The following is a 26,778-nucleotide window of genomic DNA, read 5'->3' as shown; positions in this document are numbered from 1 at the left end:
GCGCATCGCGAGCTGCGCTCGCTCCTACGTTTGTTTCGGGCCAATTATTCCTGTGGGATTTGCGCGCGAACGCCTTGGCGCATGCCTCAAAATCGCGTCATACGAACAAGGCGGCCGCGCGCATCTGGCACAGGGGTTACTGGCCCGAAACAAACGTAGGAGCGAGCGCAGCTCGCGATGCGCCGCGCGGGCGGCGCTCGCTCTAACAGGCGCTGCATATCTTCTGACAAACACCAGTCAGCCCTAAGGCGATCCCTGTGGGAGCTGGCTTGCCTGCGATGGGTCGCGGAGCGGCCCCAACTGCTCAAGTGGACAGCACTACGCTCCTGGTGCCGCCCTGCATCGTTGCCAGTGCAACAACCTAGCGCTCCAGGCTGTACATCCGGCATTCCGCCAGCAAGGCCAGCAGGTTCGGCTCCCGCTCCCGCGCCTTCAGAAACACCACGCCGATATGCTGCTGCAAACGGTACTGCGGCTGCAGGGCTATCAGCCTGACGCGGTTTTCGTAGACGGCCGCGATGCGCCCCGGCAGCAGGGCAAAGCCCACGCCCGAGCTGACCATGCTCAGCAGGGTGAAGATGTCGTTGACCTGCATGGCCACCTTTGGCTCGAAGCCGGCTTGCTGGAAGACCCGGGCGCCATCGCGGTGTGTGGCAAACCCTTGGGTCAGGGTGATGAAGGTGGAGTCGGCCAGGTCGGCCAGGTCCACCTCGGCCTGCTCGGCGAAGGGGGAGTCGGTGGGTACGGCGAGGAAGATGTCGTCGGAAAACAGCGGCAGTTGTTCGCAGGCCGGGTCGCTGACGCTCTCGTCCAGGGAGACGAGAATGGCCTCCAGTTCATGGTTTTTCAGGCGCTGCAGCAGGTCGAGGTTGGAGCCCAGGGTGAGGTCGATGTTCAGTTCGCTGCGCCGCAGCTTAAGCCCCATCACCAGCTTGGGCACGGTTTTTACCGTTAGCGAGTACAGCGCGCCCAGGCGAAAGCGTTCAGCGTAGAAGCCGGCGGCTTCGCGGGTCTGGCGCACCATCTGCTCGGCGTCCTGGATCAGCAGGCGGGCTTTCTTTTCCAGTACGTAGGCGCTTTCCAGCGGAATCAGCTGCCGGCCTTCGTGCTTGAAAAGGGCGCAGCGCAGGGCGCTTTCCAGCGAGTGGATGGCACGGTGCACGCTGACCGAACTGGTGCACAGTTCGGCGGCAGCGCGGCTGAGGTTGCCGCTGCGCATGAAGGCGAGGAAGGTTTCCAGCTTTTTCAGGGTGAGTTCTTCGTCGATCAGCATGGGGTGGCCTGGGCAGGGCGGTGGTTGGGATGGCTAGGGCTTCAATAGTGCTGTCGAGGATCAAGCGCGGTGGCGTTACTCGAGCAATGCCCACAACTGGGTATCGTTGAAATCAGCGATGACCAACTGTGCCCCCGCTGCCCGCAACCGCTCAGGCGTTTGCGTGGTGGCTACCCCGACGGTAAAGATACCGGCCGCAGTGGCTGCAGCCACCCCCGGCAAGGAGTCCTCGAAAGCGAGCGCTTGCCCGGCCGCGGCGCCCAGCCGCTGCAGCCCGGTAAGGTAGGGCAGCGGGTCGGGTTTGGGCCGGGCCAGCTCGTCGGCCACGACCACATGCTCGAAGCGCTGGGCCAAGCCCATGGCAGCGAGCATGTGCTCGGCATTGAGCCGCGGCGCGTTGGTGACCACGCACATGCCGAGGGCGTGGGCCTGGGCATGTTCCAGCAGGCGCAGCAGGCCTGGCATGGGCTGCAACGCCGGTGACATCTCGCGGAACAAGGCTTCCTTGCGGTCGGCCAGCCTGGCGCACTGTTCGGTACTGGCGCCGGGGAACAGTTCGGCGAACAGCTCGCCATTGGCCCTGCCGCTGACCTGGGCCTCGAACTGGGCCTGGCTCAGCTCGCGGCCGTCATGGTCACGCAGCAGTTGGCGAAAGGCCTGCAAGTGCAGGCTGTCGGTGTCGGTAAGGGTTCCGTCGAGGTCGAACAGCAGGGCGGTGAGCATGGGGTATCCCGTTCAGAAAAACACAAGCCGGGGGATCATAACCAATGCAGACGACGAAGGGGTCTGTTCAGCACGCGGCGAAAGGAGTACAAATGTGCTCCATGAATAACCTTACCCCCAAACGCCGCGCCATTTTCGACTTCATCCGCGAGCGCATCAGCGACCACGGCCAGCCGCCGAGCCTGGCGGACATCGCCACGCGCTTCGGTTTTGCCTCGCGCAGCGTCGCGCGCAAACACATCACCGCCCTGTGTCAGGCGGGTTATATCGATGTCACCCCCAACCAGGCGCGGGGCATTCGCCTGGCCGACCCCCTGCGCCGGCCAGAAATGCTCGAAGTCCCGGTGCTCGGCCAAGTGGCGGCAGGCGCCCCGATCGGCCCGGACCTGGGCATCCACGAGCAGTTGCTGCTCGACCCCAGCCTGTTCCGCCGCACCCCCGACTACCTGCTCAAGGTGCGTGGCGATTCGATGATCGATGACGGCATCTTCGACGGTGACCTGGTCGGCATCTTGCAACAGGCCGATGCCCGTGATGGCCAGATCGTGGTAGCCCGGCTCGACGGCGAAGTCACCATCAAGCGCCTGCAACGCGTGGGCAAGCACTACCGGTTGTTGCCCCGTAACCCAGCCTATGCGCCTATCGATGTGCTCCCCACACAGGAGTTCTTCATCGAAGGCGTGTTCTGTGGCTTGCTGAGGCGTGACTGATGGGCGCGGTGGTCGACCTCGACCGGTTGTTGGACCAGCGCCGGGTATGGCGCGGCCGGCAGGCCCAGGCGCGACCGCTGGGGCTGCAGCCAACCGGCCATGCCGCGCTGGACCAACGTTTACCGGAAGGCGGTTGGCCGGCAGCCGCATTGAGCGAACTGCTGTTGGCGAACCCGGGTTGTGGCGAATTGCAGTTGCTGTGGCCAACCCTGGCACGCCTGAGCGCAGAAGCCAGCCGCGTGGTGCTGGTGGCGCCGCCTTTCATTCCCTATGCGCCGGCCTGGCAGGCCGCGGGGGTAGACCTGCGCTGGCTGGTGCAGGTAAACGCCGAGCCCGCTGACGCCCTGTGGGCCGCCGAGCAGTGCCTGCGCTCGGGCAGTTGCGCGGCAGTGCTGTGCTGGCCCGAGCGTGCCGATGACCGTGCCCTGCGGCGCCTGCAAGTGGCGGCGGAAACCGGCCAGGCGCTGGCCTTTGCCTGCCGGCCGCAGCAGGCCGCCCACAACCCGTCACCGGCAGCATTGCGCATCGCCGTGGATACCCGCCCAGCCCAATGGCGGGTGCTGAAAAGCCGCGGCGGCATGCCGCCGGCCCTGCCCATTGCCAGCCCGTGGCAGGGCTGATGCAACATGCTCTGGGCCTGCATCCTGCTTCCGCAACTGGCGTTGGACACCGTCCTGCGCGAGCGCGAAGACCCAGCCAACCCCCTGGTCATCATTGGCGGGCCCAGCCAGCGGCGGGTGTTGCAGTCAGTCAACCCGGCAGCGGCAGCACTCGGCCTGCGGGCCGGGCAAACCCTGACCGCTGCACGTGCGCTGGCCGATGGTTTCACCTGTATCGAAACAGGCCCCAGGCGCATCGAGCGCATGCAGCAACTGCTGGCCGCCTGGGCCTACCGTTTCAGTGCCCAGGTCAGCCTGCATTACCCGCGTGCGCTGTTGCTGGAGGTGGGCTCAAGCCTGCAGCTGTTCGGCCCATGGCCGGTGATGGAAGCACGCCTGCGCCAGGAACTGGCTGAACTGGGCTTGCGCCAGCGCATCGTGGTAGCCAGCAACCCGGTGGCAGCGCGCATGCTGGCCAATGCCCACGATGGCCTGGTGGTCGCCGATGCCGAAGCCACCCGTAACGCGTTGCTGAACATGCCCATCCAGCGCATCGGCTTGCCGCCAGAGGCTGCCGAAGCCTTTGCCCGCATGGGCTTGCGGCAACTCGGCCAGGTGCTGGCGTTGCCGCGCGACACCTTGGCCAAACGCTTTCCCGCCCAGGTCCAACTGCACCTGGATCAGTTGCTCGGCCTGCGCACCCTGGGGTTGGACTTCTACCTGCCGCCCGATCGTTTCGAGAGCCGGCTGGAGCTGAACTTCGATGTTGAATCGCACCAGGCGCTGTTGTTTCCGCTGCGGCGCATGCTCAACGACCTGGCCGCATTCCTGGCCGGTCGCGATTGTGGCGTGCAGCGCTTTTGCCTGCACCTGGAGCATGTCGAAGGCCCGGACACGTTGCTGAAGGTCGGCTTGCTGGCCGCCGAGCGCGACGCCGCGATGCTGTTCGAACTGGCCCGTGGGCGCCTGGAGCCGCTGCGTATTCCGGCCCCGGTGCGCAACCTGCGGTTGGTCGCCGAAGACCTGCCAGCCTTTGTGCCACAACACCAGGCGTTGTTCGACCCACGGGCGCAACAGGCGCAACCTTGGGAGCAATTGCGCGAGCGCTTGCGCGCGCGGCTGGGCGATGAGGCTGTCCAAGGCCTGAGCGCGGCCGCCGATCACCGGCCCGAATGTGCCTGGCAACTGGCAGAGCAGGGGGCGCTCGGGGGCATGCCGGTGGCCCCGGGCAGTCGCCCTGGTTGGTTGCTGCCCGCGCCGCTGGCGCTGGACGAGGCTGGCTACCGCTTGCTGGGCCCTGGCGAGCGCATCGAGTCGGGCTGGTGGGATGGTGGCGATGTACGCCGCGATTACTACCGCATCGAAACCCGCGACGGCCTGCGTGGCTGGGCCTACCGTGACCTGGGCCAGGCCGGCCCGCTTTGGTTGCAGGGCTGGTTCGCATGAACCCCGCCCCGTATGCCGAGCTGCATTGCCTGTCCAATTTCAGTTTCCAGCGCGGCGCTTCGAGCGCCGACGAACTGTTCCGGCGGGCCAAAGAGCAGGGTTACCAGGCCCTGGCGATCACTGACGAATGTACGCTGGCCGGTATCGTGCGCGCCTGGCAGGCTGCCAAAGTGCACCAGGTGCCGCTGATCGTCGGCAGCGAAGTGCAGCTGCACGACGGCCCCAAGCTGGTGCTGCTGGTTGCCGACCTGGCGGGCTACCAGAACCTGTGCGCACTGATTACCCGCGCCCGACGGCGGGCGGAGAAGGGCCAGTACCAGCTTTTTCGGGATGACCTTCAGCAGCACCATCACGGCTTGCTGGCCTTGTGGGTGGCGGGCGACAGGGGCGATACGGCCACCGGCCAGTGGTTGCGCGGGCTGTTTGCCCAGCGCCTGTGGCTGGCCGTGCACCTGCACCGTGGCAGTGACGATGCCCGGCACCTTCAGGGCCAGCAAGCCTTGGCGGCCGAGCTGGGTATTCGCGCGGTGGCCTGTGGCGATGTGCATATGCATGTGCGCGGCCGCCGGGCGTTGCAGGACTGCATGACTGCGATTCGTCAGCATTGCCAGGTGGCCGAAGCCGGGCGTTTTCTGTTTGCCAATGGCGAACGGCACTTGCGCAGCCCGGCACAACTGGCAGAACTCTACCCGCCCGAGATGCTGGCCGAGACCCTGGCCATTGCCCAGCGCTGCCAGTTCGACCTTGGCCAACTGCGCTACCAGTACCCACGAGAACTGGTGCCTGAAGCACATACCCCGGCCAGTTGGCTGCGAACACTGTGCGAGCAGGGGTTGCCGGTGCGTTGGCCACAAGGGCCAAGTGCCAAGGTGCGGCAGGTGCTGGACAGGGAGCTGGGGTTGATCGAAGAGCTGGGGTACGAAAGCTACTTTCTGACCGTGCACGACATTGTCGCCTTCGCCCGGCGCCAGGGTATCCTCTGCCAGGGCCGCGGCTCGGCGGCCAATTCGGTGGTGTGCTTCGTGCTGGGTATCACCGAGCTCGATCCCATGCAGCACCGCCTGCTGTTCGAGCGTTTTCTGTCACGCGAGCGCAACGAGCCGCCCGATATCGACGTGGATTTCGAACACGACCGCCGTGAAGAAGTGATCCAGTACGTGTTCCGCCGTTATGGGCGGCACCGTGCTGCGCTGACGGCGGTGGTCAATACCTACCATGCTGCAGGTGCCGTGCGCGATGTCGCGCGTGTGCTGGGTTTGCCCATGGACCAGGTCGATGCCCTGGCCAAATGCTGTGGCCGCTGGAGCGACCGCATACCCGACGAACAACGCCTGGCCGAGGCCGGGTTCGAAGCTGGCAGCCCGTTGTTGCGGCGGGTGCTGATACTGGCCGGAGAGTTGATCGGCTTCCCCAGGCACCTGTCGCAGCACCCGGGCGGGTTTGTCATCTCGCAGCAGCCGCTGGACCAGCTGGTGCCGGTGGAAAACGCCGCCATGGCCGAACGTACCGTCATCCAGTGGGACAAGGACGACCTCGACATGGTCGGCCTGCTCAAGGTGGACGTGCTGGCGCTGGGCATGCTCAGTGCCTTGCGCCGTTGCTTCGACCTGCTGCAGCGCCACCGTGGCCGTGAACTGACCCTGGCGACCATCCCCAGCGAAGACCCCGCCACCTACGCCATGATCAGCCGCGCCGAGACCATGGGGGTATTCCAGATCGAGTCACGCGCGCAAATGGCCATGTTGCCGCGGCTGCGGCCCAACACCTTCTACGACCTTGTGATCGAGGTGGCCATCGTGCGCCCGGGGCCAATCCAGGGCGACATGGTGCACCCCTACCTGCGCAGGCGGCTGAAGCAAGAGGCGGTGACCTACCCGTCGCCAAAACTGAAGGAGGTGTTCGAGCGCACCTTGGGTGTGCCGCTGTTCCAGGAACAGGTGATGGAGCTGGCCATGGTCGCAGCCGACTATTCACCCGGCGAGGCCGATCAGTTACGGCGCAGCATGGCCGCCTGGAAACGCCATGGCGGTCTTGAACCGCACCGCCAGCGCTTGCTGCAGGGCATGTTGCGCAATGGCTACGAGCTGGCATTCGCCGAGCGCATTTTCGAACAGATCAAAGGCTTCGGCAGCTATGGTTTTCCAGAGTCGCATGCCGCCAGCTTTGCCTTGCTGTGCTATGCCAGCAGCTGGCTCAAGTGCCATGAACCGGCCATTTTCACCTGCGCCCTGGTCAACAGTTGGCCCATGGGCTTCTACAGCCCCGACCAACTGCTGCAGGAGGCGCGGCGCCAGGGCATCGAGGTACGGCCGGTGGATGTCTGCCACAGCGAATGGGACTGCACGCTGGAGCCGGACGCCCTGGGCACGTTGGCCTTGCGCATGGGCTTGCGCCTGGTCCGGGGCCTGGCCGAAGCCGACGCCAGGCGCCTGGAACAGGCCCGGGCGCAGCAGCCATGGCGCGACGTGGAAGACCTGTGCCTGCGTGCCGGGCTGGCCACCCGCGCGCGGGCCTGCCTGGCGGATGCCGGCGCGCTTCGCGCCTTGGCCAGCGACCGGCATCAGGCGCGCTGGCAGGTGGCGGCCGTGCAGGCGCAACTGCCGCTGTTTGCCGATGTACAGGCCGTGCCGGAGGTGGCGGTGCAGTTGCCGGCCCCGACAGTGGCGCAGGACCTGGTGGCCGATTACCAGGCATTGGGTACCACGTTGGGGCCGCACCCGTTGACCTTGCTGCGTTCGCGTCTGCGGGCACTGGGCTGCCGCAGTTCTGCAGAACTGCAAGGCCTGGAGCATGGCGACAACATCGCCGTGACGGGGCTGGTGGTAGGGCGGCAGCGGCCGCAGACCGCCAGCGGGGTGACGTTCGTCACCCTCGAGGACGAACACGGTATGGTCAACGTGGTGGTATGGCGGGCGCTGGCCGAGCGCCAAAGGCGGGCGCTGGTGGGGGCGCAGTTGCTCAAGGTCAGCGGGCGGCTGGAGCAGCAAGATGGCGTGCGCCACCTGATAGCACGGCGCCTGGAAGATGTGACCGCGCTGTTGCAGGGGTTGGACGTGCGTAGCCGCGACTTTCATTAACGCCGCGGGCTACCCCGCGGCGGCGCGGCCACGCATTCACGAAAATGCCCTGGCGGACTACACCATCGCCAAGCGCTGCTTGCGGGTGGGCGCCGGGAAGGCCAGGTCGATTGCGCGCAGGTCTTCGCGGGTCAAGGCCAATGCACCCGCTGCTGCATTCAGCCGAACATGCTCGGGCGCCACGGCTTTGGGGATGGCAATGATGCCATCATCACGGGTAACCCAGGCCAGGCAGACCTGAGCCGGCGTGGCACCATGGCGCTCGGCTATTTCTGCCAGCACCGGGTGCTGCAACAAGCGCCCGGCCTGGGCCAACGGGCAGTAGGCCATGGTCGGTAGCGCGCGTTGTTGGCACCAGGGCAGCAAGTCGAATTCGATGCCCCGCTGGGCCGGGTTGTACAGCACCTGGTTGGTGGCGCAGGCAGGGTTGTTCAATTCGCGCAGGTCGTCGATATCGAAATTGGAAACGCCCCAGCGCTTGATCTTGCCCTGCTCGCGCAAACGCTCGAAGGCGTCGACGGTTTCTTCCAGCGGGTGCTGGCCCCGCCAGTGCAGCAGGTACAGATCGATGCACTCGGTACCCAGGCGTGCCAGGCTGCGCTCGCAGGCGCTTGCCATGCCCTGCCGCCCGGCATTGTGCGGGTAGACTTTGCTGACCAGGAACACCTGGTCGCGGCGCCCGGCAATGGCCTGGCCAACCACGGTCTCCGCACCGCCTTCGGCATACATTTCGGCGGTGTCGATCAGGCTCAGGCCCAGCTCGATACCCTGTTGCAAGGCCGCTACCTCTGCCGCCTTGCGCCCAGGGTCTTCGCCCATGTACCAGGTGCCTTGGCCAATGGCCGGCACGCTCGCGCCTGCCAGTTTCACGTAATGCATGTCACCTCCGGGGGCTGTGTATTGGACAGTAGAACTTCAAGCAACGCCTGCGCTGCGGTGGACAGTTTGTGCTCGCTCAGGGCAATTACCCCAATGCGCCGCTCGACCGTGGGTTCGACCAGGGGCACGCAGCGTGCGCCCAGTTCCTGCATCTGGTTGATGCACAGGGCCGGCACCGCGCTAACGCCCAGGCCGCTGGCAACCATGCGGCCGATGGTCGCCAGTTGGTGGCTTTCGAAAGCCACGGCCAGTTTGCCGTGCTGGGCGGCAACATTCTGCTCCATCAACAGGCGTACCGCCGACGGCCGCTGCAGGGCCACGAAATCTTCGGCCATCAGTTGCGCCCAACTGACCTGATTTAACAACGCCAAGGGTGAGTCAGCGGGCACCACCGCGACAAAACGGTCCATGTACAGCGGGTGGAAGTGCAGGCCGTCGGTATTGTCCGGCTCGAAACCAATGCCCAGTTCGACTCGGCGGTGGCGCACCAGTTCCTGCACTTGTTCGTTGATCACATCGTGCACGGTGACGTTGACCTTGGGGTAGCGTTGGCGGAAGACCTTGAGCGAATGGGGCAGCAGGTTACCGGCGAACGACGGCATCGCCGCCACCGAGACCCGGCCCAGTTGCAGGGTGAAGCGTTGCCGCAGCATCTCTTCGGTATCGTCCCAGTCGGCCAGCAGCCGCCGCGCCAGCGGCAGCAGCACTTCGCCTTCGGCCGTCAGGCTGACGCTGCGGGTGGTGCGGCTGAGCAGGGCGCCGCCCAGGTTCTCTTCCAGGGCCTTGATGGTCAGGCTCAGTGCCGGTTGCGATACGTGCAGGTGTTCACCGGCCTGGGCGAAGCTCTGGTACTTGGCCACGGCGACAAAGGCGCGCAGTTGCTTGACGTTCATGACGGGCCTATCGTTTGTTTTGCGAAATTTATCAATCGATGATGAAAACAAAATTAACAAATCAGTCGCTTGCGGTGAAGATGTCTGCACACGCTCACCGACAGCCTCGTCGGTTCAACAACTACAAAAGGCGGATCAGCATGGCCGGACTGGACAAGCGCGTTGCAACCTACGAACAGGCCCTCGACGGGCTGACCGACAACATGACGGTACTGGCCGGTGGTTTCGGCCTGTGCGGCATTCCGGAAAACCTCATCAGCGAAATCAAGCGCCGTGGCGTCAAGGGCCTGACCGTGGTCTCCAACAACTGCGGGGTGGACGGCTTTGGCCTGGGGGTGCTGCTGGAAGACCGGCAGATCCGCAAGATGATCGCCTCCTACGTGGGCGAAAACGCCGAATTCGAGCGCCAGTTGCTCAGCGGTGAGCTGGAAGTGGAGCTGACACCCCAAGGCACCCTGGCCGAGAAAATGCGCGCTGGCGGCGCCGGCATCCCGGCGTTCTTCACCGCCACCGGCTACGGCACGCCGGTTGCCGAAGGCAAGGAGGTTCGCGAATTCAAGGGCCGCAAGTACATCCTCGAAGAGTCCATCACCGGTGACTTCGCCATCGTCAAGGGCTGGAAGGCCGACCATTACGGCAACGTGGTGTACCGCAACACCGCGCAGAACTTCAACCCGCTCGCGGCCACTGCTGGCAAGATCACCGTGGTCGAAGTGGAAGAAATTGTCGAGCCGGGTGTGCTGCTGCCGAGCGAGATCCACACCCCAGGCATCTATGTTGACCGGGTGATCGTCGGCACCTTCGAAAAGCGTATCGAAAAGCGCACCGTCAAGGCCTGAGCGGCCTCCACCAGAACAACAAAGAGATCCTGACCATGGCACTGACCCGCGAACAGATGGCGCAACGCGTCGCCCGTGAACTGAAGGACGGCTACTACGTCAACCTGGGTATCGGCATTCCGACCCTGGTGGCCAACTATGTACCCGCTGACATGGATGTGATGCTGCAATCGGAAAACGGCCTGCTCGGCATGGGCGAGTTCCCCACCGAAAGCACCCTCGACCCCGACATGATCAACGCCGGCAAGCAGACCGTCACCGCCCGCCGGGGTGCCTCTATCTTCGACTCGGCGCAGTCGTTCGCCATGATTCGTGGCGGCCATGTCGACCTGACCGTGCTGGGTGCGTTCGAGGTAGACGTGCAGGGCAATATCGCCTCGTGGATGATCCCGGGCAAGCTGGTCAAGGGCATGGGCGGCGCCATGGACCTGGTGGCGGGCGCCGAGAACATCATCGTGACCATGACCCACGCGTCCAAGGACGGCGAGTCCAAGCTGCTGGCGCAGTGCAGCCTGCCGCTGACCGGTGCCGGTTGCATCCGCAAGGTGCTGACCGACCTGGCCTACCTGGAAATTGAAGACGGTGCGTTCATCCTGCGCGAAACCGCACCAGGGGTGAGCATCGAGGAAATCGTCGAGAAGACTGCCGGCAAACTGATCGTGCCGGATGATGTGCAGGAAATGACGTTCTAAGGCGTTACGCCACCCAACCCTGTAGGCGTAGGTTGCACCGCTGAGTGTATCGGTACATTACCGGCATGGTCGCGAGTCAACCTGTACCTACAGGGTTTTTGCGTTGTCTGTTTCACCTCATAAAACCAATAAAAGGAATGCCACTGTGGCCGCTGAAATTCAAGACAGCCGTAGCGCGCGCTTTGCCTTGCGCTGCTCCAACTGGGCCGAACGCTGGTTCCCCGACTCCTGGGTATTCGCCGCCTTGGCGGTGCTGCTGGTGTGCATCGGCGCGCTGGCCATGGGGGCCAAGCCGACCGACACCGCCAAGGCCTTTGGCGATGGTTTCTGGAGCCTGATTCCGTTCACCATGCAGATGGCTTTCGTGGTCATCGGTGGCTATGTGGTCGCCAGTTCGCCACCGGCGGCACGCCTGATCGATCGCCTGGCGCGTATCCCTGGCAATGGCCGCTCGGCCGTGTGCTGGGTGGCACTGATCTCGATGCTGGCTTCCTTGCTCAACTGGGGTTTGTCGCTGGTGTTCGGTGGTTTGCTGGTGCGCGCCCTGGCGCGGCGCACCGACCTGAAGATGGATTACCGTGCTGCGGGTGCGGCCGCCTACCTGGGCCTGGGCGCTGTGTGGGCACTGGGCCTGTCTTCGTCGGCGGCGCAGCTGCAGGCCAACCCGGCCAGCTTGCCGCCTTCGATCCTGTCGATCACCGGCGTCATCCCGTTCACCGAAACCATCTTTCTGTGGCAATCCGGGGTAATGCTGGCGGCACTGGTCATCGTCTCGCTGGTCATCGCCTACGCCACGGCACCGGGGCCGAACAGCGCACGCAGCGCTGAAGCGTGTGGCGTGGACCCCAGCTTCACTGCACCGGCGGCACCCCAGCGCACCCGCCCCGGTGAATGGCTGGAGCACAGCCCCATCCTGATTCTGCTGCTGGTCGCCCTGGCTGCCGGCTGGCTGTACCAGGAGTTCGCTACCAAACCGGCGATTACCGCCATCTCCGGGCTCAACACCTACAACCTGTTGTTCATCATGCTCGGTGCCCTGTTGCACTGGCGCCCGCGCAGTTTCCTCGACGCCGTAGCGCGCGCGGTACCGACCACCACCGGGGTGCTGATCCAGTTCCCGCTGTACGGTTCGATCGCGGCCATTCTCACCCAGGTGAAGGGCGTGGACGAACAGACCCTGGCCCACCACATATCGTTGTTCTTCACCCAGATCGCCACCCACGACACCTATGCCTTGCTGATGGGCGTGTATTCGGCGGTGCTGGGCTTCTTCATCCCGTCGGGCGGCGGCAAATGGATCATCGAAGCGCCCTACGTGATGCTAGTGGCCAACGACCTGCAATACCACCTGGGGTGGGCGGTGCAGATCTACAACGCGGCAGAGGCCTTGCCGAACCTGATCAACCCGTTCTACATGCTGCCACTGCTGGGCGTGCTGGGGCTCAAGGCACGCGACCTGATCGGCTTTTCCTTTGTGCAACTGCTGGTGCATGTGCCGCTGGTGCTGGTATTGCTCTGGGCGCTGGGCACCACGCTGCAGTATGTGCCACCGGTGATGCCATGAGCGGCGGCTCCACGTATCATGCCCGGGCTGCCTCGGCCTGGGAAACACGCGTCACATGTCTATCCGATTGAAACTGCTGCGCAAGAAACTGGGAATGACCCTGGAAATGCTGGCCGAAAAGACCAGCATGACCAAAAGCTACCTGTCCAAGGTCGAACGTGGCCTCAACACGCCGTCGATTGCTGCCGCCCTGAAGCTGGCGCGCGCATTGAACGTGAATGTCGAGGAACTGTTTGCCGAAGAGCAGGCCGGCCAGAGCCGCTATAGCCTGGTGCGCCACGGCGAGCGCCAGGCGCTGGTGGGTGACGGCCAGGGCCCCGGCTATGCGGCGTTGACCAGCCAGGTGGGGCAGCGCAGCCTGGTACCGTTCCTGATCCAGCCGCCTTCGGAGTTTAGCGACCCGACCTTCAAGGAGCACCAGGGCGAAGAGTTCCTGTTCGTGCACGCGGGCCAGGTGGAGGTGGACTTCATGAACGAGCGGGTGCTGCTGGAGCAGGGCGATGCCTTGCATTTCAACGCGCAAACCCCGCATCGCCTGCGCTCGGTAGGCGCGCAGCCGGCGCAATTGCTGGTGGTCGTTCACCATGCCCAGGAATGAGCCGGGCAGGGCGCTGTTGCAGGCCTGCCTGAACCTTTCACTTTCTCATCCGTGAAACGCTGGCATCCAGCAGCTGGCTGGATGCAGCACTTCCTGTCTGTCGTTTTTTTGACGAATCTGCCTGCCGCCCATTGAATTTTATTATGGTGTCGGATCATTGACGTAGTGTCACTGTGCCCATAAGCTCAATTCAACAGCGACACAAACCCCGCACTACCTCGCCAATAACTCATTGATTTTCCTGTTTAAAGGAAGGGCGTATGCGCACGACTCTGATAATCAAATCGATGTTCTTGCTGGTGCTCTTGAGTGGCGCTGCGCGTGCAGCCGATTCCTATATCAGCCAGAACAGTATCATTCCTGTTTCAACGGCTGGCTGGTTCTTTGCGTTCGCTGTTGTCGGTTTTGTGGCGGTGGCCAACCGCCGGAAAATCTGAACACCCTTTGCCGCAAGTCGCGGGGTGGGGTTTTGCCGCTGGCTTGTTAATTCACCAACCGTTGCTATATTCCCTGTAGCCCATGAAGGTCCATGGTTTCAGGCACCGCAGCCCAGGCTGCACAGCGTCAAGTTAAGGGCCTCCAGGAAGGCCGAGGCCGTCGCGGCAGTGGTGGGTCGCGAAGCGGAGCGAGAGTTGGTGCGTTGTTCTCATACAGTGCTCTTTGTCGGGCCATTTGGCCGGAGGGACCCTCATGATGCGTTCATTGTTTGCCGCGTTCTGCTTGTTGACGGTGTGGTCGAGTGCCAGTTGCGCCGATACCGGCAGCTCTGCGTATTTGCTCAGCCCTGGCGATGTGGTGATGGTATCGGTCTGGCAGGAAGACAGCTTGCGCCAGGAAGCGACCGTACTACCCGATGGCAGTATCACTTTCCCACTGGCCGGGCGCATCAATGTTGCCGGGCTCGATGTAACCGCAGTCGAAAAGCAAGTGGCTGCCAAACTTGAAAAATACCTTCCCGACCCGAATGTCAGCGTTGTCGTCAAGAGCATCGCCGGCAACCTGGTCTATGTCCAGGGCAAAGTGATCAAGCCGGGGCCAGTGCAAATGGCCGGGCCGACCGCCGTGTTGCAGGCGCTGAGCATGTCGGGTGGCCTGGACAAGTTTGCCGACGAAAGCGAGATCAAGGTAGTTCGTGGCGCAGGCGCTTCCCAAAAGATCTTGCCCGTGCGATATAAGGACCTGGTGTCTGGGCGCGATATGTCCACCAACATCCAACTTCAGGCTGGCGACACGCTGGTCGTTCCTTGATCTTGCCTTCAATAAGAACATTTAATGCCACTTTTCAGAACAACTAGCATTGCAACGGCAATCTTGGTCTTGCCGTTTACGGAATCGGCCCTGGCGGCAAATTGGCAGTCTACGGTGGTGGTGCCGACATCCGTCGAGTACGACAGCAACCCATTGTTGCTGACGTCGGGCGAGAAGGGCATCACGCGCACGATCATCGCGCCCGATTACACCCTGATCGGCACCTTCGACCGTGACGAACTGAGACTGGGGCTGGGCATGAATGTATTGCGCTCGTCCGACACCAACGTAGTCGATAACCGCGAGGACCCCGACATCAGCCTGGGCTGGCAGCGCACCACCGAGCGCGGGCGTTTTGGCCTGGTGGCACGCTACAACGAAAGCTCGACGTTGTCGGGCACTGTGCTGGATACCGGGGTGATCACCACCGATGGCACGCAGAAGCTCTACACCCTGACCGGCAACTGGAGCCAGGCGGTTACCGAGCGCAGTACCTTGAGCAACGAAACCACCTACAGCCGCGCCCGGTATGACGTCAGCACGCTGACGGGTTACAACGAACTGGCCAACGTGTTTACCTGGACCTATGCCTGGAGCGAGCGCGCCGATGTGTATACCCGCTTCGGCGCGCGGCGCTACGAGCCCGAGCAGGACCTGACCGCCACCGCTTCCAACAGTTACACCCCGGCTGTGGGCATCAAGTACCAACTGGCCGATGGCCTGAGTGCCGATGCCCACATTGGTGTCAACGAGGTGTCGGGCGATGAAGGCGGCCGACGCGGGGAGGGTGGCGTGGCTTTGCTCTATACCGGTGTGCGGGCCGATGCCAGCTTCACCGCCGAACGCAGCACGGTGGCCAGTGCCGAAGGCGGCTTCGCCGAGCTGGACCAGGTACGCGGGGTGTGGAGCTATGCCGTTACCGAGCTGACCCGGGTGGGCGCAGACGCTGCCTGGCAAGACAGCAAAGGGCAGTCACCGAACACACTGCAAACGTACAGCGTATGGGCCAGCCGAGAGTTCTCGCCGTATTGGGACCTGCGCCTGTCGCTGATGTACAAGGAACGCCAGCAGGACCACGTACCGGATGCAACCGCAACCATCGTGGGTTTGACGTTGACGTACAGGTACCCCGACATCTGAACTTCAGGCAGGTGGCCCCATGAAGTCTGACTACGAGCTATCCCTCAGAGATTACATCGCCATAATCAAGGACCGAGCCCTGGTGCTAGGGGTGAGTGCCGTAGTCATTCTGGCCGCGACCGTGGCGGTGGCCTTGATGGTGCCGCCGATCTACCAGTCGACCGGCACTATCCTGGTGGAGTCACAGCAGATTTCGCCCGAGCTGGTATCAACCAACACCACCAGTTTTGCCGATGAGCGCATCGAGGTGATCCGCCAGCGTGTCATGACCCGCGAGAACCTGCTGCGCATCATCGACAAGTACGACCTGTTCGCCGACAAGCGTCTTGGCGAAAGCGACAAAATCGACCAGATGCGCAACGCCATCGTGGTCGAGACCCTTACCACGTTCGTGCGCGGCAGGGGCGAGGCGACCGTGGCCTTCAATGTGTCGTTCGAGCACAAGCAGCCGCAAGTGGCCAAGCAGGTCGCCGATGAGCTGGTATCGCTGTTCCTCAACGAAAACCTCAAGCAGCGTACCGAGCGGGCCAACGAAACCACCGAGTTTCTTACCCAGGAAGCCAACAAGCTGGGCGCTGAGCTGGCCAGCCTGGAAAACCAGCTGGCCGATTTCAAGCAGGCACATGCCAATGCACTGCCCGAACACCAGACGCTGCGCATGAACATGCTGTCGCGTTCGGAGCTGGAGTTCCGTGAGGTCGACCGGGACTACAAGGCGGCGCAGGAAGAGTTGCGTTACCTGGAGCTCGAACTGTCGGCGGCCAATGCCGGCCTGGCGACCAAGGCTGCCGATGGCGCGCGCCCTGCCGCTGCCGACCAGGCCCAGGACCTGCCAAGCCTGAAGGCAGAGTACGCCCGGCTGTTGACCCGTTACAAGGAAGCCCACCCCGATGTGGTGGCGGTCAAACGCAAGATTCAGGCGCTGGAGGCCAGTGGTGGTCGCACCAGCACTGCGTCTTCGGTCAGCCTGGATGTTGCCCGGGTACGCGCCAAAATGAGCGCCACCCAGGAACGCATCGCTTCGCTGGCCGAGCAAAAGCGCGAGCTGACCCGAAAAATGGAAGGCTATGAAGCCGAGATCCTGGAAGCGCCGCAGGTCGAGCGTGGCTTGGTCACCCTGATGCGTGACCACGACAACGCACGCAAGAAATACGAAGAAATCCGCGCCAAGGAAATGAGTGCGAAAATCACCGAAAGCCTGGAGCAGGAAAACAAAGCCGAGCGCTTTGTGCTGCTGGAGCCGCCCCTGTTGCCCGAGAAGCCGATCAAGCCTAACCGCAAGAAGATCGCCGCGCTGGGGCTGGTTCTGGCGCCGGCCGGTGGCGGCGCGCTGGTCATGTTGCTGGAAATGCTCAACCAGCGGGTGCGGGGCGTTGGTGCTCTGGAGAACCTGCTGGGCAAACGGGTGTTGGTGGCACTGCCGTATATCGAGACGCGGGCCGATGTGGCCAGGCGCAAACGCTGGCGTAACCGCTTGATCGTGGCGGCCTTGGCGCTGGCGGCTATCATGATAGTGCTGGTGCACGTGTACTACATGCCACTGGATGTGCTGCTGTACAAAGTCATGTCGCGGTTCGTATAGGGAATGCAGTGATGGACAGGACCAAGCCGGCTGTTGGCAACACTATTCATCAGGTCACACCGGGTACCCCTCAGCCGCTGTCGCCGGCCCCTGGCACGGCGCTGGCGGAGGTGCCGGGGCAGTTCGATTACGTCAACACCAAGGTGGTGCCACTGCATCCAGACCACCTGGAGCGCAACCGCATTGTGGCGTTCAACAAGAACTCGAACATGAACGGGCCGATCGACCTGCTGCGCACCCAGGTGCTGCGGCTGATGGACGAGAACGGCTGGCGCACCCTGGCCATCACCTCGCCCACGCCGGAGGCAGGCAAAACCGTGTTGGCGGTCAACCTGGCCATGAGTATTGCCCACCACACCACCAAGACCGCCTTGCTGGTGGACTTCGACCTGCGCCGGCCCAAGGTGGGAAGCACATTGGGGCTGCCGATGGAGCATGCACTGAATGAGTTCCTGAACGACAAGTCGCCACTGCAGGACTGCCTGGTCAACCCGACCTTGCCGCGCTTCGTGGTGCTGCCGACCCGGGTGCCGGTGCCGTTGTCGACCGAGGTGTTGTCGTCGCCCAAGGTGAGTAACCTGATTGGCGAGTTGCGCAACCGCTACGAGTCGCGCATCTGCATTTTCGACCTGCCGCCGTTGCTGAGCTCCGACGACGCGATCACCGTCATACCCAAGTTCGATTGTGTATTGCTGGTGGTGGCCAATGGCATGAACAACAAGAAAGAAATCGAGGACTGCCTGCACCATCTGGCAGGGGTCAACCTGATTGGTACGGTGTTGAACAAGGCTGACGAACAGCCGCGTACCTATTACTGAGGCGCCGCTAAGTTACCGCGGGTGAACCCGCGCCCACAAATTACTGTGGGAGCGGGCTTGCCCGCGAACACCGGCGCAGCCGGTGCCAGACACCGCGTCGCCTGCTTCGCGGGCAAGCCCGCTCCCACAATGAATAGCGCAGGCTTTTCAAATTTTAAGAAAGACAGTTGCTCCTCAACGGGCGGTGTCGCTGTGGCTAGCGACGACTGTGGAGCAAATGCGGCCCGTGCTGTTCTCGGCTACCGCCCCTGGCGTATGGCCCAGGGGTACTGCAACTCCCACTGCCACGCATGCCGGACGATCTGCTCCAGCGCGGCGAACTCCGGCCGCCAGCCCAGCACTTGCAGCGCTCTGCTGGCATCGGCCACCAACCGCGGCGGGTCGCCGGCGCGGCGGGGGGCGTCCAGTGTGTCGATCTGCCGCCCGGTTACCCCACGCGCGGTATCAATCACCTGCTGCACCGAAAAGCCCAGGCCATTGCCCAAGTTGAACGCAGTACGCTCCCCACCCGCCAGCAGGTAGTCCACCGCCAACGCATGCGCCGTGGCCAGGTCCGACACATGCACATAATCGCGAATACAGGTGCCGTCCGGGGTGTCGTAGTCGCGGCCAAACACAGTGACTGCCTCGCGCCGCCCCGATGCCGCCTGCAGGATCAACGGGATCAGGTGGGTTTCCGGCTCATGCCGCTCACCCAACAGGCCCTCCGGGTCGGCCCCGGCAGCGTTGAAGTAACGCAGGCAAACCGACTTCAAACCATAGGCGCGGTCGAAGTCCTCGAGAATCTGCTCGACCATCCATTTGCTCAAGCCATAGGGGTTGATCGGCTGTTTGCCATGCGCTTCGTCAATGGGCACATACAGCGGGTTGCCATACACCGCAGCGCTCGACGAAAACACCAGGTACTTGATGCCGGCGTTGACCATGGCCTGCAGCAGCGCAAGGGTGGCAGCCACATTGTTCTGGTAATACTTGCCGGGTGCGCTGACCGATTCACCCACTTGAATGAACGAGGCAAAGTGAAACACCGCGTCGAAATGCACAACGCCGAACAACACATCCAGTGCGGCTTCGTCGGCAATGTCGAGCTTGGCCCATTGAACCCCGGGGCCAGGTGAAACCAGGTCCGCCACCACCACCTCATGGCCGGCGCCCAGCAGGTGCTTGACCATGTGTGAGCCAATGTAGCCGGCGCCACCGACAACCAGGCATTTCATGCGCACCCCCTGTGACCTGCTGTTTTAGCGACGCAGTGAATCGAGCGTAGATGGCCATGTGCCCTATTTCAAGAACAGCCAGTTGGACATGTAGCTGCCGTCAAAGGTCAGGGTGTAGTGCCCGTTGTCGTAGGCCACAGGCAGCGCCTTCAACTGCGCCTGTGCATCGCGGGCGTACAGCTTCAGGCCGGCAGGCGCCTGGATGGTCAGGCGGCCTTCCAGCGGCTCGACATTGAACGGTGTCTTGTCATCGGGCTTGGGCATGGCCCGGGTGCCCAGCGACACCAGCAGGTCCCGCGACTGCCCCAGTGGTTTGTCGTCCAGGCTCTGCACCACGACACTGGCATAGGGCGTAGTCGCCTGCACCTGCACAGCGCCCAGGCTGATCGAACGCCCCCCCAGCCAGCCGGTGGCAGCCTGGGTGAGCGGCGTTTCGATGGTGTAAAGGCCTTGTTGCCAGTTACGCCTGAGCTCGCCCGTGTCGGTGGTCGATTCGCTGGCATCCGCCGGCAACAGCGATTCACGGGGGTCTTGCAGCACGTGCGCACCGCTTGGGATGGCAGCAGGTTTCAGCCAGGGCAGTTGCGGCGTTTGCGGCAGGGCGATCTGCAAGCGGCCCTTTTCCATGGCAGTACGCAGCAGTGGTGAATTGCGCGGGGTGATTTCCTGGTTGTACAGGGTGGCTGCCGTCGGGGCGAATACATAGTCGGTGGTGGCCGGCTGCACGTCGCCGCGGCGGTAGAGCAGGGCGGCAGCGGGCAGGGTGGCGAGCATGCCAGGGTCGTTGTAGGCGTGCCAGTTGTCTGCCGTGCGCCAACCCGGGTTGAACGCCTGTTGGCTGTAGGCATATTGCAGCAGGGCGTCCCAGCCTTGGTGGCTGGCGGTAGCGGCCATGTACAGTGGCAGCGAGTGACGGTCTGGCAGCGGGAACGGCTCGGCGTTCCACTCGGTGACGGTCAGTGGCTTGCCGACCACCTGGGCGGCGCCGATCCAGTCGATCATGCCGTCGCTGGTCAGCGGGTTTTTCTCCAGTTGACCCATGTCCCCGTAGCTATGGGCGTCGATCACATCGCCAACACTCAGTGCCGGCAGCGCACTCAGGCCGTTGCCGCCCCAGGTGCTGGTGGTGGCGATCGGCACTTTCACGCCCACGCTGCGCAGGTGGGCGATCATGTCGGCATTGAAGCGCTGCTCCAAGTCGTTGAGGAACAGCTTCGATGGCCCATGCTCCCAGGCACGCCAAGTCAGGTCGGCGGGCAGGTCGTACTGTTTGGCGAAGGCCTTGGCGGCAGCCATGTAGCGTTCGCTGTGGCGCGGCACATCCTTGTTCGGCATCAGGGCATTGCCGTAGTGCTGAGTCAGGTCGTTCTCGTTGGTGATCAGCACGGCGGCAATGGCCGGGTCGTCTTTGTAGGCCAGCCCCGTGTATGGGTTGACGTGGGTCAGGTACTGCTCGGCGAAGCGCTTCATTGCCTGCTGGATACTGCGGTTGACGTAGGCGTAGCCCTTCAGGTCGATGCGCGCTTCGCCTTTGGCCAGTTCGTCGAAGTCTTCGATATTGTCGTTGGCAGTGAGCGCCCGTTGCACATGCATGTCCAGCCAGATGTAGATGCCCTCGTCCTTGAGTGCTTTGATCCACAGGTCCAGCTTGCGCAGCGATTCGGCGCTGAGCTGCTGGGTGTCGCGCACCAAGGTACCGTCGCCAAACACATTGGGGCTGACCCAGGGTGAATCGTGATGATGCAGGCGGACCAGGTTGAAACCCAGGGCCGACAAGCGTTTGGCCTGCTGGCGGATCTCCTCGTCGGGGCTTTTGAGCAACGCATAGGCCGACAGGTTGGTGCCCCAGAACCGCACGGCGGTGTTGTCGGCAAACACCAGTTGCTCGCCGACCGCCTTGACGAAGCCACGCTTGCCAGCGGGTTTTTCTGCTGCATTGAGGAACGACAAGTCTACCGGCGCGCTGCGCCAGTCCAACTGGTCGTCTGGCCAGCTGGCCGGGTCGGCCAGGCCGAAGCGTTCGGTGGCGGTGGGTGCGAGCTCGATGTCCCCGGTCAGGTTGAGCACGGCCTTGAGCTGTTGCTTGCCGGCAGTGATCGGGTCCTGGTACAGAAACGCGCGCAGCTCAGACGGGTTGCCACGCTCGAAATACACTTTGGCCAAGGGCGGCTCGAAGCGCATTTCGATGCGCCGGCCCTGCTCGGCGTTGCCCCACCACCAGCCGCGGTTGCCTGGCAGCAATTGCGGGGCGCCCATGGCCCCGGTGACCTGCGCAGGGTCGAACTGGAACACCATGCCGCCCCCCATGACCCCGGCCTTGCGGCTGTGTGCATCGAGGTCGAAGGTCCAGCTCAGCGTTTGCGCCTGCTCCTTGCGGATATCCGCGGCCAGGTCGAAGTCCAGCTCCTTGTTCTTGCCCAGCAGGGTGTAGTGGTACGGCCCGTTGACCTTGAGGTCGGTGTAGAAGCCGGTCCAGCTCCAGTTGGCGGCCCAGAAATCGAACTTGGCTTTCATCACCGGGCCACCACCACGGCTCACGGTGGGCAGGCCAGTGTGCTCGTCGACACTGACCTGCCAGGCAGACGCCCAGCCCGGCAGTGGCAGCAAGGCCAGGCTGGCGAAGGCCGAAAGGCGGATGAAACCACGCAGGGCGAGCGCATTCATGAACATTACCTGGGTTGGAGGTCGGGTTCGGCCAGTGCCACCGCGGGGCTGGCATGCAGCCGCCGCACCATCTGGGTGTAGGCCACGCCCAGACCGGCGATCGACCAGTACACCACGGGGATGAAGGTGATACTGCTGACGGTGAAGATGATCACCAGGATGCCGATCAGCGTTGCCAGCAACACGCGGCCGAGCTGTCGTCGTTCGTCGTCCTTGTCCGGGAAGCTGCGCATCGCCTTGCGGATACCGTGCAGCACCACGGCAAAGAACGCCACGAACAGGCCAAGCCCGACCAGCCCCACGCGCAGTGCCAGGTTGATGTAGGTGTTGACGATGTCGATGATGCCTTCACCCTGGATCATCGCCTGCATTTCCGGGGTGTTGCGGAAGTCGAACGAGCCGAACAGCGGATTGCGCTGGATGACGATCCACGAGTTGTCCATCAGCCGCTCGCGGTAGGTGATGTTTTCCTTTTCGATATTGCCGATGTAGGGCAGCAGGTCCAGCACCTTGTCACCGCCCGGCACCACCGTCAGCAACGGCAGCGCCAGCATGCCGGCCGCCCCCAGCAGTGCCAGGCGCCTGACCGCACCTTTGCCCAGCGCGATGAACACCACCACGATGACCACTGCGCCAATCCACGGCCCACGGGACAACGGCGCGAACAGGCCGGCCGCCAGCAGCAGGGCGCCCATGGCCCTGTGCAAGGGCCGCTGCACGTAACCCTGCACGAACAGGAACAGGCCAATCGCCACGCTCATCACATAGCCCAGTGCAATCGCCTGGCCGGTGGTGACACTGGCCCGCAGGGCGCCGCCACGGCTCAGGTAGCCGGACATGCTCCAAGGCACGCCCATGGCGTCGACCAAGGCGCTGTACAGCAACCAGTGGCGCACGTATTCGGCAACCGCGATCAGGGCCATGACGAAGGAGGTGAGCACGAACGCCAGCATCGCGTCCTTGAAGTCGCTGAGCTGCCGCAGGCCACGGCTCGCCACGTAGTACGGCAGGAATACGTCGACATACAGGTACAGGGCCTGGCGCAAGGTATCGGTCAGGGTGGTCTCGCGCAGGTACAGCACGCTCATCAGCACCAGCCCGGCGGCCAGCAGCCGGTCGGCCCAGGTGCGCCCAAAGCGCACGCTGTCGGGGTGCCGGCGCAGCTCCAGCGCAGCCGGCAGCAGCACGCACAGCGTCAGCAGGCGAATGTGGTTCAGGTCGACCAGGTAATTGACAACGCCGAACCCCGGCACTTGCACCGAGGCCGGCGGGATCAGGAACAACAGCATGTAGAACAGCGCCATGGGGTTGTGCTCGCGGCGCCGTGCCAGCAACAGGATGGCCGCACCCGCGCCCAGGTACAGCCAGAAGCTGTGCGAGACGAACGCCAGCACGGTAAGCAGGAACCACAAATTGCGCCGGCGCTTGTAATCGCTGAGCGGAATCAGGTCGGTGGCCGGCCGCCGCGCCAACAGGAAGACCACGCTCGCCAGAAACAGAATGACGATCAACGCACGAAAATGTTCAGGCATCGGCTATGTGCACCTTTCCTTCGGTGGGCAAACGGCGGCTGCCCTGTCGCGGAACTACACTGTCTTCGGGCGAGTGGCAACGCCGGCCGGGCTCCCAAGACGCCGCCAGGCAGTGAGGCGCTGAGTTCCGTGCCAGGGCACTAGCATCGTGGCTAATTGAAACTATAGTGACTTTTAGCCAATCAGTCAGAGAATGAATTCATGCCGTCGATTGATGTGTCAGCCTCCGCGAGCCTGCGCAAGCGGGCCATGCGGGCCGGGTCGTGGAACCTGGTCTCGCAGGTGGCTTCACAGGTCATGCGCCTTGGCGGCAACCTCATCATGGCGCGGCTGTTGCTGCCGGAAATGTTCGGCGTCATGGTCATCGCCACCACCGTTTCGGTCCTCCTGCATCTGCTGTCCGATGTTGGCCTGCGCCAGAACATCATCCAGAGCCACCGTGGCGACGACCCGGACTTTCTCAATACGGCGTGGACCGTGCAGATCATCCGCGGCTTCGTGCTGTTCGCCCTGACGCTGCTGCTGGCCCTGGCGGCCTGGGTGGCGCAGTACCAGCAGTTGTGGCCGGCAGACTCCACCTATGCCGCCCCTGTGCTGCCAATGGTGCTGGCGGTTACCGGCCTGTCGGCGCTGATATGGGGCTTCCAATCCACCAAGATCGATGTTGCGGTGCGTACCTTCCAGCAGAAGCGCGTGGTGCTGGTCGACCTGGCCTCGCAACTGGCCGGGCTGGTGGTGATGCTGGTACTGGGCGTGCTGACCCACTCGATCTGGGCCCTGGTCATCGCGGGCCTGGTCTCGGCGGTGGCTTGGACTGTGCTGGGCCACACCGCGCTGGAGGGCCCGCGCAACCACTTGCGCTGGGACCGTACGGCACTCACCGAACTGATCGTGTTCGGCCGCTGGATCCTGTTGTCGTCGATGGTTGGGGTACTGGCCATGTACGGTGACCGTATCTGGTTTGGCGCCAGCATGTCGGCGGCGCAATTGGGGGTGTACTCCATTGCCGTGCTCATCCTTGGCGCGGTTCAGACGGCGCTGATGAAGATCGTCGGCGCCGTGGCGCTGCCAGCGTTCAGCGAGGCGGCCAGGGCCGACGACAAAGCGCGGCTGAAGACCCTGTATTACCGCTTCCGTTTGCTGGTCGACCTGCTGGTGCTGTTCATTTGCGGGGGCTTCCTCACAGCCAGCCCACTGCTGATTGGCTGGATGTACGATGACCGCTACCAGGAAGCTGGCCAAATGCTGGCGATTCTTTCGCTGTCCTTCATCGTATTGCGCTATACCTTGGCTCATCAGGTATGGATTGCGTTGGGCCTCACCAAGTACCAGGCCATGGACAACATCATCCGCCTGGTTTCGCTGTGGGGGCTCCTGCCGCTCTTGCTGGCGCTGGGAGGTGTGCAATGGGCGATCTGGGGGGTGGCCCTGCACACGGTGCCGACGCTGGTACTGGTTGTTCATGTCAATCGCAAGCTGGGCATCTTCAGCCTCAAACGTGAGCTGGTGGTGCTACCGATGCTGCTGGTGGGGGCGCTGTGCGGGGCGTTGCTCACGGCCTTCTTCAACTGGCTGTAGGGCTGCGTGCTGGGTGTAACTTTCATGGGGACAGGTCACAGGATCATGGGGAAGCTCACTTTTTGTACTGCGCAGTTGGGTCGTAGAGGCTTTCTCCAGAGTTGCGTGCTGCTGGGCGTGGGCAGCGCGGCGTTCGGCGCCACGGCGATGTTTGCTGGCAAACCGGTTGAAAAACCAGGGTTCGTGGTGATCAACGGCTGGGTACTGCCGTCCCGCTATTTTCGGAACCAGCCAGCATGATCCACGACTATGAGCAGCAGAAGACGCTGCGCGACAACTACGATTTCTGCATCATCGGGGCTGGCCCTGCGGGGATCACCCTTGGCCTGCGCCTGGCGGCAGCCGGCTGGAACGTGTTGCTGGCCGAAGGTGGGGGGCGTGAGTACGCCCCGCATTCGCAAGCCCTGTACGCCTGCCCCTCGACCGGCCTGGAGCTGTATGCCGAGGAAACGCGCCTGCGTTACCTGGGCGGCACGTCCAACCATTGGGCCGGCCGGTGTCGGCCCTTCACGGCTTCCGACTTCGCCGTGGCCCCACCGGGTGAGTTGCCGGGTTGGCCGATTGCCTATGCGGAGATCGAGCCCTACCTACCGGTGGCCATGGATATCGTCGACCTGCCCGCCGGGGCAGATTTTCGGGCACTGAACACTGCGCTCGAGGGTGGTGACTTCGAAGCTGACCGTTTCCTGCTCAGCACCCCGACCCGCTTTGCCCAGAAATACGCCACGGCGCTGGAGCAGACCAAGGGCCTGGACCTGTTCATCAATTGCAACTGCGTGGACCTGGAATTCGACCAGGCATCCGGCCACCTGGCGGCGGTGGTGCTGTCGGACTACCAGCGCAATCGCCAGCGGTTGGTGGCCCGCAACTTCATCCTGGCCACGGGGGCCATCGAGAATGCCCGACAGTTGCTGAACAGCCAGTCCCTGGTGGCTGCGGGGGTGGTCAACAAGGAAGGCCTGGTTGGCGCGTGCTTCATGGAGCACCTGAACATCGAGATGGGCACCTTCATCCTCAAGTCCGGGCAAGACCCGGAGCCGCGCCAGTACTACACCACCGATGCCTTCCTCGCCGAATACCAGGCCGGCAAAGGCAACGTCACCACAGCCTTGTTGGCCGATGTGCAAACCTATGGCCGCACGGCCGAGGTCAAGCATTTTCTCGAGAACCTGGCCTGCGACATGGGGATTTCCAGCAAGATCGAGTTCGTGGCCAAGTTCAGCTGCCCCGGTGACGGCGTGATCAGTACCATGATCGAGCAGTTCCCCAACCTGCACAGCCGCATTTCGCTGCTCGACGAGCACGACGCGCTGGGGGTGCCGAAGGTCAGCGTGAACTGGGTGCTCAGTGCCGATGACCGCCACACCGTCAAGTGCATCGGTACCGAACTGGCCAAGCAGTTCGCTGACACGGGCCTGGGCTTCGTCAAACTCAACGAGTTTGTCTATGACACCTCGATACCGCTGAAAATGGCGCCCCATGCCCACCACATGGGCACCACGCGCATGGCCGCGTCAGCGCAAACGGGCGTCGTGGACGGCAACTGCCGGGTATTCGGCACGCAAAACCTGTATGTCGCCGGCAGCAGTATTTTTGCCAAGGGCGGCGCCTCCAACCCGACCATGCCGCTGTTGCAGTTCGCCGTGCGGCTGGCCGACCACCTTGACGCGAAGATGAGGACGGAAAGCGGCGCCGCCGCGTGAACA

At 63.5% G+C, this 26,778-nt stretch carries 23 protein-coding genes; 16 read left to right on the top strand and 7 right to left on the bottom strand.

Annotated elements, in window-relative coordinates; genetic code table 11:
- Positions 1 to 361 precede the first annotated feature (361 nt).
- Both L1P09_RS13500 and L1P09_RS13495 read right to left on the bottom strand, forming a co-directional pair.
- Complete coding sequence (locus L1P09_RS13500; RefSeq protein ID WP_009682715.1) at positions 362 to 1,273, bottom strand: LysR family transcriptional regulator; 912 nt, start codon at positions 1,271 to 1,273, stop codon at positions 362 to 364.
- A 75-nt stretch (positions 1,274 to 1,348) separates the two neighbouring features.
- Positions 1,349 to 1,996: an HAD family hydrolase gene (locus tag L1P09_RS13495; RefSeq protein WP_235767734.1), complete on the bottom strand. Its 648-nt coding sequence runs from the start codon at positions 1,994 to 1,996 to the stop codon at positions 1,349 to 1,351.
- Between the two features lie 101 nt (positions 1,997 to 2,097).
- Here L1P09_RS13495 and lexA point away from each other — a divergent pair, with 101 nt between their 5' ends.
- From lexA to L1P09_RS13475, 4 genes are read left to right on the top strand one after another with little or no spacing between them, the layout of a single operon-like run.
- Positions 2,098 to 2,706, top strand: a complete 609-nt coding sequence (gene lexA / locus L1P09_RS13490) for a transcriptional repressor LexA (protein WP_009682717.1) — start codon at positions 2,098 to 2,100, stop codon at positions 2,704 to 2,706.
- Positions 2,706 to 3,326 carry a translesion DNA synthesis-associated protein ImuA gene (imuA, locus tag L1P09_RS13485; RefSeq protein ID WP_115294065.1) on the top strand — a complete coding sequence of 207 codons (621 nt, stop codon included), beginning with the start codon at positions 2,706 to 2,708 and terminating at the stop codon, positions 3,324 to 3,326. The genes lexA and imuA overlap by 1 nt, the downstream gene beginning before the upstream one ends.
- A 6-nt stretch (positions 3,327 to 3,332) precedes the next feature.
- Positions 3,333 to 4,751 (top strand): Y-family DNA polymerase, encoded by a 1,419-nt coding sequence (locus L1P09_RS13480; protein ID WP_235767733.1) that lies wholly within the window; start codon positions 3,333 to 3,335, stop codon positions 4,749 to 4,751.
- Positions 4,748 to 7,828, top strand: a complete 3,081-nt coding sequence (locus tag L1P09_RS13475; protein ID WP_235767732.1) for an error-prone DNA polymerase — start codon at positions 4,748 to 4,750, stop codon at positions 7,826 to 7,828. Before L1P09_RS13480 ends, L1P09_RS13475 begins: the two co-directional genes overlap by 4 nt.
- A gap of 57 nt (positions 7,829 to 7,885) precedes the next feature.
- Here the strand turns inward: L1P09_RS13475 and L1P09_RS13470 are convergent, their stop codons facing one another.
- Positions 7,886 to 8,707, bottom strand: coding sequence for an aldo/keto reductase (locus L1P09_RS13470; protein ID WP_235767731.1), 822 nt, complete (start codon positions 8,705 to 8,707; stop codon positions 7,886 to 7,888).
- Positions 8,695 to 9,600, bottom strand: a complete 906-nt coding sequence (locus L1P09_RS13465; RefSeq protein WP_235767730.1) for a LysR family transcriptional regulator — start codon at positions 9,598 to 9,600, stop codon at positions 8,695 to 8,697. Before L1P09_RS13465 ends, L1P09_RS13470 begins: the two co-directional genes overlap by 13 nt.
- Before the next feature lie 140 nt (positions 9,601 to 9,740).
- Here L1P09_RS13465 and L1P09_RS13460 point away from each other — a divergent pair, with 140 nt between their 5' ends.
- From L1P09_RS13460 to L1P09_RS13420, 9 genes are all read left to right on the top strand, one after another.
- Positions 9,741 to 10,439 (top strand): CoA transferase subunit A, encoded by a 699-nt coding sequence (locus L1P09_RS13460; RefSeq protein ID WP_054912455.1) that lies wholly within the window; start codon positions 9,741 to 9,743, stop codon positions 10,437 to 10,439.
- Positions 10,440 to 10,474: 35 nt separating this feature from the next.
- On the top strand, positions 10,475 to 11,131 hold the full coding sequence (locus L1P09_RS13455; RefSeq protein WP_009682728.1) for a CoA transferase subunit B: 657 nt from the start codon (positions 10,475 to 10,477) through the stop codon (positions 11,129 to 11,131).
- Between the two features lie 145 nt (positions 11,132 to 11,276).
- Positions 11,277 to 12,695, top strand: coding sequence for a short-chain fatty acid transporter (locus L1P09_RS13450; RefSeq protein ID WP_029885422.1), 1,419 nt, complete (start codon positions 11,277 to 11,279; stop codon positions 12,693 to 12,695).
- Positions 12,696 to 12,750: 55 nt separating this feature from the next.
- A complete protein-coding gene (locus L1P09_RS13445; RefSeq protein WP_235767729.1) occupies positions 12,751 to 13,293 on the top strand; it encodes a helix-turn-helix domain-containing protein in 543 nt (180 codons plus the stop codon).
- A gap of 260 nt (positions 13,294 to 13,553) precedes the next feature.
- Positions 13,554 to 13,730, top strand: a complete 177-nt coding sequence (gene eppA, locus L1P09_RS13440) for an EPS-associated small membrane protein EppA (RefSeq protein WP_009682731.1) — start codon at positions 13,554 to 13,556, stop codon at positions 13,728 to 13,730.
- A 253-nt stretch (positions 13,731 to 13,983) separates the two neighbouring features.
- Positions 13,984 to 14,541: a polysaccharide biosynthesis/export family protein gene (locus L1P09_RS13435; RefSeq protein ID WP_029885424.1), complete on the top strand. Its 558-nt coding sequence runs from the start codon at positions 13,984 to 13,986 to the stop codon at positions 14,539 to 14,541.
- A gap of 24 nt (positions 14,542 to 14,565) precedes the next feature.
- Positions 14,566 to 15,681 (top strand): hypothetical protein, encoded by a 1,116-nt coding sequence (locus L1P09_RS13430; RefSeq protein ID WP_232892324.1) that lies wholly within the window; start codon positions 14,566 to 14,568, stop codon positions 15,679 to 15,681.
- Positions 15,682 to 15,700: 19 nt separating this feature from the next.
- Positions 15,701 to 17,263 carry a GumC family protein gene (locus L1P09_RS13425; RefSeq protein ID WP_029885426.1) on the top strand — a complete coding sequence of 521 codons (1,563 nt, stop codon included), beginning with the start codon at positions 15,701 to 15,703 and terminating at the stop codon, positions 17,261 to 17,263.
- Between the two features lie 11 nt (positions 17,264 to 17,274).
- Positions 17,275 to 18,081 (top strand): CpsD/CapB family tyrosine-protein kinase, encoded by an 807-nt coding sequence (locus L1P09_RS13420; protein WP_009682735.1) that lies wholly within the window; start codon positions 17,275 to 17,277, stop codon positions 18,079 to 18,081.
- Between the two features lie 239 nt (positions 18,082 to 18,320).
- Here L1P09_RS13420 and galE read toward each other — a convergent pair whose 3' ends face one another.
- From galE to L1P09_RS13405, 3 genes are all read right to left on the bottom strand, one after another.
- Positions 18,321 to 19,298, bottom strand: coding sequence for a UDP-glucose 4-epimerase GalE (gene galE, locus L1P09_RS13415; RefSeq protein ID WP_154211350.1), 978 nt, complete (start codon positions 19,296 to 19,298; stop codon positions 18,321 to 18,323).
- 63 nt (positions 19,299 to 19,361) lie between these two features.
- Positions 19,362 to 21,962 (bottom strand): glycoside hydrolase 5 family protein, encoded by a 2,601-nt coding sequence (locus tag L1P09_RS13410; protein WP_235767728.1) that lies wholly within the window; start codon positions 21,960 to 21,962, stop codon positions 19,362 to 19,364.
- Positions 21,963 to 21,967: 5 nt separating this feature from the next.
- Positions 21,968 to 23,494, bottom strand: a complete 1,527-nt coding sequence (locus L1P09_RS13405; RefSeq protein ID WP_029885429.1) for an O-antigen ligase family protein — start codon at positions 23,492 to 23,494, stop codon at positions 21,968 to 21,970.
- Between the two features lie 201 nt (positions 23,495 to 23,695).
- Here L1P09_RS13405 and L1P09_RS13400 point away from each other — a divergent pair, with 201 nt between their 5' ends.
- The 3 genes from L1P09_RS13400 to L1P09_RS13390 are packed head-to-tail and all read left to right on the top strand — an operon-like array spanning position 23,696 to position 26,775.
- Complete coding sequence (locus L1P09_RS13400) at positions 23,696 to 25,072, top strand: oligosaccharide flippase family protein (protein ID WP_009682740.1); 1,377 nt, start codon at positions 23,696 to 23,698, stop codon at positions 25,070 to 25,072.
- Between the two features lie 45 nt (positions 25,073 to 25,117).
- Entirely contained in the window at positions 25,118 to 25,312 is a 195-nt protein-coding gene (locus tag L1P09_RS13395; RefSeq protein WP_054905468.1) for a hypothetical protein, read from the top strand.
- Positions 25,309 to 26,775, top strand: coding sequence for a GMC oxidoreductase (locus L1P09_RS13390; RefSeq protein ID WP_054905467.1), 1,467 nt, complete (start codon positions 25,309 to 25,311; stop codon positions 26,773 to 26,775). The genes L1P09_RS13395 and L1P09_RS13390 overlap by 4 nt, the downstream gene beginning before the upstream one ends.
- Positions 26,776 to 26,778: the final 3 nt, after the last annotated feature.

It is taken from the genome of Pseudomonas juntendi (assembly GCF_021560075.1).
In the GTDB taxonomy this organism is placed as follows: domain Bacteria; phylum Pseudomonadota; class Gammaproteobacteria; order Pseudomonadales; family Pseudomonadaceae; genus Aquipseudomonas; species Aquipseudomonas juntendi.
Note: the sequence above shows the minus strand (reverse complement) of the source record. Positions and strands in the feature narration are given on the sequence as shown.

Coding starts and splice junctions, on each gene's coding strand:
- L1P09_RS13500 (WP_009682715.1), bottom strand. CDS start 1,273: ATGCTGATCGACGAAGAACTCACCCTGAAAAAGCTGGAAACCTTCCTC.
- L1P09_RS13435 (WP_029885424.1), top strand. CDS start 13,984: ATGATGCGTTCATTGTTTGCCGCGTTCTGCTTGTTGACGGTGTGGTCG.
- L1P09_RS13460 (WP_054912455.1), top strand. CDS start 9,741: ATGGCCGGACTGGACAAGCGCGTTGCAACCTACGAACAGGCCCTCGAC.
- L1P09_RS13410 (WP_235767728.1), bottom strand. CDS start 21,962: ATGAATGCGCTCGCCCTGCGTGGTTTCATCCGCCTTTCGGCCTTCGCC.
- L1P09_RS13465 (WP_235767730.1), bottom strand. CDS start 9,600: ATGAACGTCAAGCAACTGCGCGCCTTTGTCGCCGTGGCCAAGTACCAG.
- L1P09_RS13425 (WP_029885426.1), top strand. CDS start 15,701: ATGAAGTCTGACTACGAGCTATCCCTCAGAGATTACATCGCCATAATC.
- L1P09_RS13390 (WP_054905467.1), top strand. CDS start 25,309: ATGATCCACGACTATGAGCAGCAGAAGACGCTGCGCGACAACTACGAT.
- L1P09_RS13430 (WP_232892324.1), top strand. CDS start 14,566: ATGCCACTTTTCAGAACAACTAGCATTGCAACGGCAATCTTGGTCTTG.
- L1P09_RS13400 (WP_009682740.1), top strand. CDS start 23,696: ATGCCGTCGATTGATGTGTCAGCCTCCGCGAGCCTGCGCAAGCGGGCC.
- L1P09_RS13455 (WP_009682728.1), top strand. CDS start 10,475: ATGGCACTGACCCGCGAACAGATGGCGCAACGCGTCGCCCGTGAACTG.
- L1P09_RS13405 (WP_029885429.1), bottom strand. CDS start 23,494: ATGCCTGAACATTTTCGTGCGTTGATCGTCATTCTGTTTCTGGCGAGC.
- L1P09_RS13470 (WP_235767731.1), bottom strand. CDS start 8,707: ATGCATTACGTGAAACTGGCAGGCGCGAGCGTGCCGGCCATTGGCCAA.
- lexA (WP_009682717.1), top strand. CDS start 2,098: ATGAATAACCTTACCCCCAAACGCCGCGCCATTTTCGACTTCATCCGC.
- imuA (WP_115294065.1), top strand. CDS start 2,706: ATGGGCGCGGTGGTCGACCTCGACCGGTTGTTGGACCAGCGCCGGGTA.
- L1P09_RS13480 (WP_235767733.1), top strand. CDS start 3,333: ATGCTCTGGGCCTGCATCCTGCTTCCGCAACTGGCGTTGGACACCGTC.
- galE (WP_154211350.1), bottom strand. CDS start 19,298: ATGAAATGCCTGGTTGTCGGTGGCGCCGGCTACATTGGCTCACACATG.
- L1P09_RS13395 (WP_054905468.1), top strand. CDS start 25,118: ATGGGGAAGCTCACTTTTTGTACTGCGCAGTTGGGTCGTAGAGGCTTT.
- eppA (WP_009682731.1), top strand. CDS start 13,554: ATGCGCACGACTCTGATAATCAAATCGATGTTCTTGCTGGTGCTCTTG.
- L1P09_RS13495 (WP_235767734.1), bottom strand. CDS start 1,996: ATGCTCACCGCCCTGCTGTTCGACCTCGACGGAACCCTTACCGACACC.
- L1P09_RS13475 (WP_235767732.1), top strand. CDS start 4,748: ATGAACCCCGCCCCGTATGCCGAGCTGCATTGCCTGTCCAATTTCAGT.
- L1P09_RS13420 (WP_009682735.1), top strand. CDS start 17,275: ATGGACAGGACCAAGCCGGCTGTTGGCAACACTATTCATCAGGTCACA.
- L1P09_RS13445 (WP_235767729.1), top strand. CDS start 12,751: ATGTCTATCCGATTGAAACTGCTGCGCAAGAAACTGGGAATGACCCTG.